The 12,010-nt window shown below is 70.6% G+C and carries 11 protein-coding genes; 5 read left to right on the top strand and 6 right to left on the bottom strand.

What is annotated here, in order from left to right:
- Positions 1-459: 459 nt before the first annotated feature.
- Positions 460-3,105 carry an AAA family ATPase gene (locus CLV68_RS14515; protein ID WP_121390817.1) on the bottom strand — a complete coding sequence of 882 codons (2,646 nt, stop codon included), beginning with the start codon at positions 3,103-3,105 and terminating at the stop codon, positions 460-462.
- A gap of 118 nt (positions 3,106-3,223) precedes the next feature.
- On the opposite strand from CLV68_RS14515, the gene CLV68_RS14510 reads away from it, so the two are divergent.
- Positions 3,224-3,985, top strand: coding sequence for an alpha/beta fold hydrolase (locus tag CLV68_RS14510; protein ID WP_170224297.1), 762 nt, complete (start codon positions 3,224-3,226; stop codon positions 3,983-3,985).
- Here the strand turns inward: CLV68_RS14510 and CLV68_RS14505 are convergent.
- Positions 3,982-4,956: a pirin family protein gene (locus tag CLV68_RS14505; RefSeq protein WP_121390815.1), complete on the bottom strand. Its 975-nt coding sequence runs from the start codon at positions 4,954-4,956 to the stop codon at positions 3,982-3,984. The two genes, CLV68_RS14510 and CLV68_RS14505, sit on opposite strands and share 4 nt — an antisense overlap.
- Before the next feature lie 194 nt (positions 4,957-5,150).
- Between CLV68_RS14505 and recQ the strand changes: the two genes are divergently transcribed.
- On the top strand, positions 5,151-6,998 hold the full coding sequence (gene recQ, locus CLV68_RS14500) for a DNA helicase RecQ (protein ID WP_121391202.1): 1,848 nt from the start codon (positions 5,151-5,153) through the stop codon (positions 6,996-6,998).
- 2 nt (positions 6,999-7,000) lie between these two features.
- Here the strand turns inward: recQ and CLV68_RS14495 are convergent, their stop codons facing one another.
- The 4 genes from CLV68_RS14495 to CLV68_RS14480 all read right to left on the bottom strand — a co-directional run bounded on the left by CLV68_RS14495 (position 7,001) and on the right by CLV68_RS14480 (position 9,785).
- Positions 7,001-7,726, bottom strand: a complete 726-nt coding sequence (locus CLV68_RS14495; protein ID WP_121390814.1) for a GAF and ANTAR domain-containing protein — start codon at positions 7,724-7,726, stop codon at positions 7,001-7,003.
- A complete protein-coding gene (locus tag CLV68_RS14490) occupies positions 7,723-8,190 on the bottom strand; it encodes a hypothetical protein (protein WP_147459989.1) in 468 nt (155 codons plus the stop codon). The genes CLV68_RS14495 and CLV68_RS14490 overlap by 4 nt, the downstream gene beginning before the upstream one ends.
- Positions 8,191-8,265: 75 nt before the next feature.
- On the bottom strand, positions 8,266-9,186 hold the full coding sequence (locus CLV68_RS14485; RefSeq protein WP_121390812.1) for a sensor histidine kinase: 921 nt from the start codon (positions 9,184-9,186) through the stop codon (positions 8,266-8,268).
- A 242-nt stretch (positions 9,187-9,428) separates the two neighbouring features.
- The gene (locus tag CLV68_RS14480) at positions 9,429-9,785 is read right to left on the bottom strand and encodes an STAS domain-containing protein (RefSeq protein WP_121390811.1); all 357 of its coding nucleotides are present in this window, start codon (positions 9,783-9,785) and stop codon (positions 9,429-9,431) included.
- A gap of 178 nt (positions 9,786-9,963) precedes the next feature.
- Here CLV68_RS14480 and CLV68_RS14475 point away from each other — a divergent pair, with 178 nt between their 5' ends.
- The 3 genes from CLV68_RS14475 to CLV68_RS14465 all read left to right on the top strand — a co-directional run bounded on the left by CLV68_RS14475 (position 9,964) and on the right by CLV68_RS14465 (position 12,004).
- Complete coding sequence (locus CLV68_RS14475; RefSeq protein ID WP_121390810.1) at positions 9,964-10,377, top strand: ATP-binding protein; 414 nt, start codon at positions 9,964-9,966, stop codon at positions 10,375-10,377.
- A gap of 75 nt (positions 10,378-10,452) precedes the next feature.
- Positions 10,453-11,301, top strand: coding sequence for a metallophosphoesterase family protein (locus tag CLV68_RS14470; RefSeq protein ID WP_121390809.1), 849 nt, complete (start codon positions 10,453-10,455; stop codon positions 11,299-11,301).
- Between the two features lie 226 nt (positions 11,302-11,527).
- Entirely contained in the window at positions 11,528-12,004 is a 477-nt protein-coding gene (locus tag CLV68_RS14465; protein ID WP_121390808.1) for a hypothetical protein, read from the top strand.
- Positions 12,005-12,010 lie beyond the last annotated feature (6 nt).

Genomic DNA, 12,010 nt, shown 5'->3' with positions numbered 1-12,010 from the left:
CACGCCCCTCTACGACGTTGGCCCCAACACGCCCCTCTACAACGTTGGCCCCAACACGCCCCTCTACAACGTTGGCCGACCACCGCTCCTCGGATTCGCTGGTGCCAGGCCGGCTCGATGGGGCGGACTTGTTTTGTGTGGGGGGACGATGCCCGTAGCGTCGCTCACCGTGGCAGGGCCTGCTCTTGGGCCCCTGCTTTGTGGTTCTGCCCGGGTGTCGTAGGGGCCCCGCGCAAAACAAGTTCGCCCCATCGAGCTTGGCTCGAAACTCGCGCCCCGGCCAATGCCGCAGGCGAGGCGTTCACCATCGACGCCGCAGGCGAGCACGAGAGCCGGAACACCCTCAGCTCAAGATCAAACCACCCACAGCAGCCCCCGATATACAGCCTACCCGCAGACACCGACAGAACCGGCCACCCGGAGCAGTCCCCTGTGGACAACCCCACAACCCCCTTCAAATCACAGCGACGCAAGCGCGTCGCGAAGGGCGGACCGGGTAGTTATTCCCAGCTTGGGGAAGATGCGGTACAGATGGGCGCTTACCGTGCGCGGAGAGAGATAGAGGCGTTCCGCGATTTCCTTGTTGGTCAGGCCGGTAGCGGCGAGGTTGGCTACTTCCAGTTGTTGGGCAGTCAGGGTGTCGGTGGTGGGGCGCGCATCGATGGCCAGCCCAGTGGCTCGGAGTTCTTGTTCTGCTCTGCGCTGCCAGGTTGTGGCGCCGGTGCGGCGGAAGAGCTCTGCCGCGCGGCGGAGTTCTGGGCGGGCTTCGCCGGGGCGGTGGTTTCTGCGGTGGGTTTCGCCTAGGGCCAGGCGGATTCGGGCGTGGTCGAAGGGCCATTGTTCGACCAGGGGGAGGGCCAGCGCCGCGCGGAACAGGGCTATCGCGGTGTTGTCGTCTGGGGTGCTCAGGGCTTTGGCTGCGAAGACGTGGAGGCGGAGGCGGGGGGAGCGGTCGGCGAGGTGGGCTTGTTCGGCGGCTTCGACGTACGCGGTCGCGGTTCGGCGGGTGCGGACCGCGGACTCGACCAGGTCGAACAAGAGCCAGGGGGTGTAACTGGCGTGCTCGGCGACCGTGGACAAAGTGGCGTAAGCGGTCTCGTAGTCGCCCTCTGCCAATGCCGCAGCGGCGAGGTTCCGGGCAGATAGGGCTAAGTGCAGCGCACTGCCTCGTGGTGACGCCCATCGTTCGACTGTGCTGCTGTACTCCCTGGCGCTGTCGACGTCTCCTCTGTTCGCGGCGAGCCAGCCCAGCGTGCAGCGCAGGTCGTGCGCGATCAACTCCAGGTCGTGCCGCACGCACAGGTCGAGGCCGGCCTCGGCGGACGACTCGGCGGCGTCCCAGTCGCCTGCCAGGAAGTGGTCGTGGGCGGCGAACCAGTGGCAGGCGGCGACGTGGGTGACCGCTCCCCCGCCGCTTTCCCGGTCGATCAGGTCACGTAGGCGCGTCCGGTGGTCGTGCAGCACGTCCAGCCAGGTCGCGAGCCTGCACAGGTCCACGATCCGGCCAGGAGACGCGGTCACGGGTAAGAGATCGAACGCGGTGTGAAGCCGTCGGGGTGCGTCAGCGACAGGGGCGCCGGAGAGGACGTCGTACAAGAGCAGCGTGGACTCGTCGGGGTTCTCGACGGCCGCTAGAGCCTTGCCGACCCTGTCCCACTCGTCCGGGTCCTGGGTGTAAGTGGCGATGGTCAGCCATAGATGCAGCACCCGGTCGGTCACCGGTGTGTGTTCGAGCAACCTGCGCGCGCCGGAGAGGTCACCGTCGCGCAGCAGGGCGATCCTGGCGCGGGTGACCAGGCCGTGCGCCGGGTCGTCGAGCAGGGCGCGGGCCTCGTCGAGCAGCTTCTGCGCCAGGTGCAACTGGCCGGACTCTCCCGCCAGCTCGGCGCCCCGATGCAGCCGCCTGGCAGCGTCAGCCGTGTCTGGGCTCAACGCGGCAGCCCTACGCAGCGCGGGTACGGCCAGGCCGCTGCCGCCGCGCAGGCTCGCCGCGAGCGCTGTCCGCTCGATCTCGGCGGCGACGGCCTCGTCCGCCTCGACCGCGGCCTCCGCGAGGTGCCAGACCCGCCGTTCCGGGGTGTCCCGGTACCGCTCGGCGAGTTCGGCATTGGCGGCGCGCAGCTCGTCGGGCGCGGCCGAGTCGATGATCGCCGAGCGGACCAGCGGGTGCCGGAACCGCAGGCCGGACGGGGTGGAGTCGTGGGTGACCAGGCCGACCCGCTCCAGCTCGGCCAGCAGCGGCGGCGCCAGCGAGGTCGGGTGCGCGCGGTTCTCCAGCAGGTCGCCGTCGAGGGCGGTGAGGAGCAGCATCCGGCGCAGGTCGGTGTCGAGCTCGCGCACCCGTCCCGCGAAGGTCGACTCCAGCTTGGTCCTGGTCGACGCACCCGGGGGCAGCATCTCCAGCCCGGTAGCGGCATCGGTGCCGAGCACCGTGGGCAGCTCGATTAGCGCCAACGGGTTGCCCGCCGCATAGCGAAGTACCTGTTCACGCGCTCGCACGGGCAAGTCAGGGTAAGACCGAGCCAGCAGCTCGATGGCGTCAACATCGGCGAGCGGGTTTACCTCGTACATGTGGATGCTGGGGGTGACTCGCTCACGGCTCAGCAACGGCCTGCGCGCGAAGATCGCCCTGAGGTCGTACGGGCGCAGCCGCAGCAGGATGAACATCATGACCTCGCGGGTGGGGTGGTCCACCCAGTGCGCGTCCTCGACCGCGACCAGCACCGGACCGTCCTTGGCCACCTCGGCCAGCACCGCGAGCGAGGCCACCGAGATCGCCAGCCGGTCGGGCACCGGGCCCGCCTCGAACCCGAGCACGCGGCGCAGCACCTCGCGGTGGTACGGCTCCACCCGGTCGAGGTACGCCAGCACGGGTGCGAACAGCTGGTGCAGGCCCGCGAACGCCAGCTGCGCCTCGCTCTCGTGGCCCGACCCGCCCAGCACGCGGACCCCGCGCGCGGTCGCGTACTCGATCCCGGCCCGCAGCAGCACCGTCTTGCCGACCCCCGGGTCGCCGTGCAGCACCAGGTTGGGTTCGACGCCGGGGTCCCGATCGATCACGCGCCGCAGCGCTGCCAGCTCCGCCGCGCGGCCGATCACGTCCACGTCCCCACTCTGCCCTACGTACGACCTACCGAACGATCCTCATGTATGTGCGGTCAGATGACCGATTCACTGACGTTCCCGGAGTTCCACGCTGTGGACCTGGGTGAAGGGGTGTGCTGTGCCGCTGCTGCGAGTCGGACCGGACGTCGAGCTGTACTACGAGGACGCGGGCACGGGGCCGCCCGTGCTGCTCGTGCCGGGGTGGCCGCTGACCTCGGAGTCGTGGGAGTGCCAGATCGGCGCGCTGGTCGAGGCGGGTCACCGGGTGCTCACCTACGACCGGCGCGGGTTCGGCCGCTCGACCCGCGCGTGGGACGGCTACACGCCCGCGACCCTTGTCGACGACTTACACGGACTGGTCACGCACCTGGACCTGACCGACGTCACGTTGGTCGGGTTCTCCTCCGGCGCGGTCGAGACTGCCCGCTACCTCGCGACGCACGGTCCCGACAGGGTGCACGGGCTGGTGTTGGCCAGTCCGTTGAGCGGGGCGTCAGCGCTAGGAAGCGACCTGCGCGCAGCGGCCAGATGGCACCGGGTCGCGATGCTGGACGACGTCTTGACTCGGTTCTTCAGCGTCAACGGCGAGGTCGCGCTCGATGAGGCCACGCGCCGACACCTGCTGTCGACGGCGGCAGCGTCCTCCGCACGCGCGACCCTCACCGTGATCGACGCGTGGTCAGACCCCACGCTCGATCTAGCCGCGGACGTCGCCGCGGCAGGCTTGCCGACGCTCGTCATCTGCGGTGAGGGTGACGCGGTAGCGCCATCGCACAGAGTCGACGCGCCGACGGTGGTCATCCCCAGCGGTCCCCACGGCGTGCACATAACCCACCCGCAGCAGTGGAACCAAGCCGTGCTGAAGTTCCTGGCAGGCTAAGAGTTGCGGTTGCGGCGAGGTTTGATCGTGACCGGTGGCAGCACAGGAGCGGGCAACCGCGCTGGACTACCCGTGTAGCCCTCTACGCGACCGAACTGGTCCGACTCGCTCTCCCACGCCTCGCGGTAGGCGACGATCTCCTCGTGTGTGCGGGCCACGAAGTTCCACCACATCAGAATCGGCTCCGTGAACGGCGGACCGCCCAGCACCAGCACGCGGGATGGCTCGTCACCGAGGTTGGTCAGATCCAGCTGCGTCCGACCACGCCCCAGGTAACCGAGCTCAGACAGCCCAAGAGGCTCCCCCGACACACAGATCTGCCCGGTGTCGAGCAGGACCCCGTGCTCAAACGCCGGGTCGACATCCAGCGTGACCCTGTCGCGCGGTTCCACTACGACTTCCGCGCCGAGCAGCGGCGTGAACGTGGCGACCGGGGACTTACTCCCCGCCAGCGATCCGAGGAACACGCGCGCGGTCCCACCATCGAGCTCGATCGGCTCAGGCGCGTAGTGCTCGAACGCGCGCGGGGCGTCGCGGTGCTCGTCCGGCAGCGCTACCCACAACTGCACGCCGTGCAGGACCTCGGTCGCCGCCGTGGAGACCTCCGAGTGGCAGATCCCCGCGCCACCGGTCATCAGGTTGACCTCACCGGGGCGGACGAACTCGTGGGTGCCCAGGCTGTCGCGGTGCTCGATCTCCCCGGAGAACAGCCAACTCACCGTCTGCAACCCGGTGTGCGGGTGGGGGGCGACGTTCATGCCACCGGCGTCCGCGACCCGGTCCGGGCCGTAGTGGTCGACGAAGCACCACGCGCCGATCAGCGACCGGTCCCGCTGCGGCAGCGTGCGCCGGACCCGCATGGCCCGCGGACCGCCCAGGGGCACCTCGCGCGCGGACAGCACCTCGACGCCGGGGGTGGCCGGGTCCGGCCTGCAGGTGAGCGCCGCGGGCGCGGCCTCGGTGTTGCTCATCGGTCCGGCACCGGGGTCGGGGTGGGCCTCGAGGTCATGCCGCCAGGGTAGTTGTCCACAGGCCGCGCGCACCGGACCTCGGCGAAAACCGACGAGCCCGTAGGATCGCCGCCGTGTCCGCCGTGCCGAGCGAAACCCACCCCAGCACCGAGCCCCCCACCACCGCGCCGTCGAGCGCCGAACCAGCCACCGCCGTGCCCTCGAGCCCAGCGGCGGGAACCGGGGCGACCGGGGACGCCGTCACCGAGGTGCTGAACCGGGTGTTCGGCTACGCCTCCTTCCGCGGCGAGCAGGAGGAGATCATCACCACCGTCGCCGACGGCGGTGACGCGCTGGTGCTGATGCCCACCGGCGGCGGCAAGTCGCTGTGCTACCAGATCCCGGCGCTGGTCCGCCCCGGTGTCGGCGTGGTGATCTCGCCGCTGATCGCGTTGATGCAGGACCAGGTGGACGCCCTGCGCAACCTGGGTGTGCGCGCCGGGTTCCTCAACTCCACGCAGGACTCGATGGCCCGCCGCGAGGTGGAGAAGGCGTTCGTCGACGGCGAACTGGACCTGCTGTACCTGGCGCCGGAACGGCTGCGGTTGGAGTCGACGGCGCAACTGCTCGACCGGGGCAAGATCGCGCTGTTCGCCATCGACGAGGCGCACTGTGTGTCCCAGTGGGGCCACGACTTCCGGCCGGACTACCTGGAACTGTCAGCGCTGCACGAGCGGTGGCCGGAAGTACCCAGGATCGCGTTGACCGCCACGGCGACCAAGGCGACGCACACCGAGATCGCGCAGCGGCTGAACCTGGGCGCCGCCAAGCACTTCGTGGCCAGCTTCGACCGGCCCAACATCCAGTACCGGATCGTGCCCAAGGCCAGCCCCACCAAGCAGCTGCTCGACCTGCTGCGCACCGAGCACCGGGGCGAGGCGGGGATCGTCTACTGCCTGTCGCGGGCGTCGGTGGAGAAGACCGCGCAGTTCCTGTCCGACAACGGGATCCCGGCCGTGCCGTACCACGCGGGCCTGGACGCGCGGGTCAGGGCGACCAACCAGTCCCGGTTCCTGCGCGAGGACGGCCTGGTCGTGGTGGCGACCATCGCGTTCGGCATGGGCATCGACAAGCCCGATGTCCGGTTCGTCGCGCACCTCGACCTGCCGAAGTCGGTGGAGGGGTACTACCAGGAGACCGGCCGGGCGGGCCGCGACGGCCAGCCGTCCACCGCGTGGCTGGCCTACGGCCTCACCGACGTGGTCACCCAGCGCAAGCTCATCGAGAGCTCCGAGGGCGACGCCGCGCACCGGCGCAAGCTCAACCGGCACCTCGACGCCATGCTCGCGCTGTGCGAGACGGTCGAGTGCAGGCGCGTGCAGCTGCTCAACTACTTCGGCCAGAGCGGCAAGGCGTGCGGCAACTGCGACACCTGCCTGACCCCGCCGCAGACCTGGGACGGCACGGTGCCCGCGCAGAAGCTGCTCTCGGCGGTGTACCGGCTCGACCACGAGCGCGGCCAGCACTTCGGCGTGGTGCAGGTCGTCGACATCCTGCTGGGCAAGCAGACGGAGAAGATCACCCAGCACCGGCACGACGAGCTCTCGGTGTTCGGCAAGGGGACCGAGCTCAGCGAGAACCAGTGGCGCGGCGTGGCCAGGCAGTTGCTCGCCCAGGGCCTGCTCGACGTCACGGGTGAGTACGGCACGCTCGCGTTGACCGACGGCAGCGCCGAGGTGCTGTTCAAGGGCCGCGAGGTGTTGATGCGGCGCGAACCGGAGAAGGTCGCCCGGGCCTCGACGTCGCGGCAGTCCAAGGCGGCCCCGGTGGACATGCCCGCCGAGGCGGCGCCGGTGTTCGAGGCGTTGCGCGCGTGGCGTGCGGCCTCGGCCAAGGAACAGGGCGTCCCCGCCTACGTCATCTTCCACGACGCGACACTGCGGCAGATCGCGGCTGCGCGCCCGAAGGTGATGTCGGACCTGACCGGGATAAGCGGCGTGGGCGAGACCAAGCTGGCACGGTACGGCCAACAGATCCTGGACACACTGTCCGAACTGGACTAGTGCTAGACGAGGTCCGGCGCGGAGAGGTCGAACGCCTGGAGGACCGCGGTGAAGGTGCGGTTGTTGTGCGCCTCGACCATGGACGCGGCGACGTCGCGGAGCTTGCGGTTGGAGTTCTGCGAGGCGCGGGTCAGCGTGTCGAACGCCGCGTCCGCGTCGTAGCCGAACTGCCGCATCAGCAGACCCTGCGCCTGGCCGATGGTGGCCCGGGTGGTCAGCGCGGTGCGCAGCTGTTCCACCAGTCGGGTGCTGTGGTGGTAGAGCGAGACGTTGTCGAAGACCGCGCCCGCGTTCAACGTCAACAGCATCACCAGGTCGTAAGAGGACTCCCCGAACCGGTCGGCGTCCCGGGAGAACACCGTCAGCACGGCCTGCCCCCGCTCGCCGGTCGGCACCGGTAGCGACAGGCACGCCCGCCACCCGGCCAGCAGCAACTGCGTGGAGAACGTGGGCCAGCGCTCGTCGGCGGCCGCGTCGTCGAGGCGGCGCGGCTCGTGGTGGATCAATGCCTCGGTGACGGGGCCGGGTTCGAGCAGGTTGACCGGACTGGTCCCCACCGTCTCGAAGTCGCCGCGGTGGGTGCGCACCGTGAGGGCGGCGTGGTCGCAACCGGGGATGGTGCCCGAGGCCCTGGCGGTGAAGCGGTCGAAGGCGGAGTGGACGTCGTCGCCCTCGACCAACCTGGTCATCTCCGCCAGTTCCGCAGCGAGGGTGACCAGACCGCTCATACGAGCCAACCGGGGGTCGGCGCGTCGTGCTGCTCGCACCACTCGATCGATCCCACCGTCCACAGCAGCGCCAGCACCAGCACGTCCACCGGGTCGAACCGCGGGTCGTCGAGCATCGCCAGGTCGAGCTGGGTCTGCACGTCGTCGGGGCGCCCGTTGAGCTGGGCGAGCAGCGCCCGCACCAGGGCGCGCACCGGCGGGTCCAGGGTGTCCACGTCGACGACGTCGCCCGCGTCGTCGCGCAGGTCGAGCACGAAAGCCTTGTCCGGCCCGGTCGACTCGGCGCGGCACAGCATCATGTCGGCGGTGGCCACCACCAGCTCGTGCAGCACGGCGGCGAGGCGGTCGCGGTGGTCCGGTCCGGCGAGCACGTCGAGCGCGCCGGTGCGTGCGGTGGGGTCGAGGTCGCCGCCGCGGGTCACGGCGACGAGCCTGCGGGCCACACCGCGGGGATGCTCGGTCATCTCCACTGCCCTCCAGGTCGCGTTCGGCTGTCCTGTCGGGGACTTACCCGATCCGCGCCGAGGTCAAGCGCCTGGTTACCGGGTGAAATGCGCGCGCACGACGGTGCCGTCGCCCGCCGCGTGGATGGTGACCAGGTCAGCGAGGGTGTGCACCAGCAGCAAACCGCGTCCGTGCGCTTGGTCGACCGGGGCGGGGCGCAGCCCGGCCAACGGGTCGGCGAGCCTACCGCCGTCACGCACCTGGCAGACCAGTTCGCCGTCGACCGCCCACACGCTCAAGGTGGCCTGACCGCCGCCGTGCTCGATGCTGTTGGTGACCAGCTCGGTGATCACTAGAGCCACGTCGCCGACCCGCTGCTCCGAGAGGCCGTGCGCGCGGGCCTCGGTGGAGACCAGTGCTCTTGCCGCGCCCAACTCCCCTACCCCTACAAGGAGACTGCGAGCCTTGGTCGGCGCGGTCGGGGCTTGATCGCCGCCGACTAGCGCCGCCTCGGGGGCGTACTTGGTGCTGACGCGGTAACCCCCACGGTCGAGCACCCCGGGATGGGTCACGAGCGCGTCAGCGAGAACGGTGTCGCCGAGCGCGGCCGCGTCGTAGGGGCACAGCAGCCGCAGGGTCCTGCCGTCGAGCAGCTTGTTGGCCAACGCCTCGTGCCGCACGCAGGACTGATACTGGGCCGAGGGCCGTTTCGGCCACACCACCTCGGTCACCACGCGGGCGGGTCTGTCGAGCACGGGGTGCAGCACAGCGGGCACGATCCGGCCCGGGTTGCCGCCGACCTCGGCCATGTCCAGCCACCGGACCCGGTCGGCGAAGCCCTCGGCGGCGCACTCCTCGCGCAGCATCTCCAGGTTGGCGGCGGGTGCCGCGACCGTGACCGCGTCACCGACGGCCACACCGTCACGCACGAAAGGCAGTACGGCGCCCAGGTACTCAACGGCGCCCCGGTAGAGCAAAGCGGTGTGCGTGGCGGCTGTCACGTTCTCAGCCGTCATGGCGACACCAGGCCCGTCACGCGATCCACCGTCGGGCCCCTTCCCACGTTCGTCCACCACACTCGGGCACCGTGCACCGGCGCCGCGGTCGGTCTGGTGGTCATCAATCTACGCGTGCCACGACCGCCCGGCCGAACGCCCGGCACGACCGCTTCGCGGTTGCCGCTGGGGAATTGGTGCGCGCTCACCCCGGTGCCACCGGTCGGACGGCGGGACCGGCGCGGCCGTGGTGGCCGACGGGCTCAGTGCTCGGTGAGCGCGGCCTCGATCGACGGGTGGACCTCGAGCACGTTGTCCAACGAGCTGACCTGGATGGCGCGCAGCACGGCGCCGCCGTCGGTGAGCACCCGCAGCGAGCGGCCCGAGTCCCGGCACCTGGTGTGGTACTCCACCAGCAGGGCCAGCCCGGCCGAGGCGAGGAACCCGACCTTGGTCAGGTCGAGCAGCACGGGGGCGTCGGCGGGGCCCCTGGTGACCGCGGCTTCGAGGTGCTCGCGCAACGCGGGCGCGGTGCCCATGTCGATCTCGCCGCGGACGTGCAGCAACACCGCGTCGTCGCGGTCGGCGAACTCGGCGGTCAGCAGGTCCGACGTACTCATGGCAGCCCTTCACAGTGTGGACATGACGGTCTGGCGGCTGGCTGCTCAACCGCTTCGGCGACCAGCCTAGTAGGTTCTGCGCCGTCGGATCGAGCCGTCCCAGCGCGGCCGGGAACCCGGGCGCGGCCCCGGCGCGTCCCACCGGTCCCGGCCAGGCACGCGACCGCGAGGAGCCCAGGTGAGCGACCCCACCCAGCCCGAGGGCGCCGACGTCGAATTGCGGTTGCGGGCCGACCTGGTGAACCTGCCCGTGGTGCGCGGGGTGGCGGTCGCGGTGGCGGTGGCCGCCGACTTCACCGTCGACGAGATCGCCGACCTGCGGTTGGCGGTGGACGAGGTGTGCTCGCAGCTGATCGTGCTCGCCGCGCCGTCCGCCGACCTGGAGTGCCGCTTCACCAGGGTGCTCGCCGCCGACGGGGGCGCCGAGGTCGTCTTCCACGCCAGCACCCGCTCCCGCGACGGCAGGCCGCCCGCGACCGACACCTTCGGCTGGCACGTGCTGCGGACCCTGGCCGATGAGGTGGAGACGGGGTTGGGGGACGGGGTGCGGCCGCCGGTGCACATCACGGTGCGCAAGCACCGAGCGAAGTAGCAGTGCGCAAGCACCGGGCTGAGTAGCCGGGCGGAGACGCGCGTCTCCCCCACGTGCGCGCCGGTTGGTGGAAAGATCGACCGGGTGGGCACTCTCCTGGCGATCAGCGACCTGCACATCTCCTACGCCGAGAACCGCGAGATCGTGCGCGGTCTGCGCCCGGAGTCGGCTGACGACTGGCTGATCGTCGCCGGTGATGTCGCCGAGCAGGTCGCGGACGTGGAGTGGGCGCTGGGGCTGTTGGCGGAGCGGTTCGCGCGGGTGGTGTGGACGCCGGGCAACCACGAGTTGTGGACGATGCCCGCCGATGCCGTGCAGGCGCGCGGGGTGGAGCGGTACCAGGCGTTCGTCGAGATGTGCCGTCGGATCGGGGTGGTGAGCCCGGAGGACGAGTACCCGGTGTGGGCGGGCGAGGACGGTCCGGTCACGGTGGCGCCGCTGTTCCTGGGCTACGACTACACGTTCCGCCCGGAGGGTGCCGGGAACAAGGCGCAGGCGTTGGAGATCGCGCACGCCAGCGGGGTGGTCTGCACCGACGAGTACTACCTGCACCCCGACCCGTACCCGAGCAGGGACGACTGGTGCCGGGCGCGGGTCGCCGAGACCGGGGCGAGGCTGGCGGCGGCCGCGGATCCCGCCGCGCCGTTCGTGCTGGTCAACCACTACCCGACGGTGCGGGAGCCGACCAGGGTGCTGCGGTACCCGGAGTTCGCCCAGTGGTGCGGCACGGAGTTGACCGCGGACTGGCACACCCGGTTCCCGACCGCGGTGATGGTGTACGGCCACCTGCACATCCCGCGGATCACGCACTACGACGGGGTGCGGTTCCAAGAGGTGTCGTTGGGCTACCCGAGGGAATGGCGCAGGCACGGCCACCCGCACGGTCTACTGCGCAAGGTGCTGAGCGCTAGCGAGCGCGTCTAGGGTCGTACGTTCCCAATTCCCGCTGTGGCCGTGTCAGCGGACCGGTACAGTTGGCCTGACCTGCGGCGTAGCCACCACTGTGTGGTCGGTATCACGCTGGGGTTATGCCCGGTTGAGATGAGTCCAGCCGGTTTTCGTCACCCATCCTGGTGAACGACAGTCGACGACCGGGCAACCAGACCAGAACCAGGGCACTCCGGACGCCGACGGCGAAAGGTGGCTCGCCATGACCGCGGCGGAACTGTCCGACCTGCGCGCGCTGGACGGGGGCGTGGACCTCACGCCCGTGTTCGACGTGCCGGGCTACCGGGGACGATTGGGCTGGCCGGTGGACGGCGACGCGGGCAACGCGTACCTCGACCTCGGCGCTGACCAGATCGGCGGCCTGCGGATGCGGGCCGGGCTCGGCGCCGAGGTGCAGTGGTGGCTGCGCCTGCGGATGCTGGCAGGCCCGGTGCTCGCGGTGCCCGGCAAGCGCACCGAGTGGACGTTCCTCACCCAGCCCATCCCGGACGAGCACCACCGCAGGCCCCTGCCCCCCGGTGTCGAGCCGGTGACCACCCGGGTCCTGCTGCCCACCGCGCAGACCGACCGCACGGTCGCGTTCTGGGCCACCGCCCCGGACGTGGAGCACCCCAGCCTCCCCCTCTACACCTCGGTGATCGGCGCCGTCCGCAGCGTCCTCTACGGACACAGGTTCTGACTCCCC

The organism is Actinokineospora cianjurensis, assembly GCF_003663795.1.
Taxonomy (GTDB): domain Bacteria; phylum Actinomycetota; class Actinomycetes; order Mycobacteriales; family Pseudonocardiaceae; genus Actinokineospora; species Actinokineospora terrae.
Note: the sequence above shows the minus strand (reverse complement) of the source record. Positions and strands in the feature narration are given on the sequence as shown.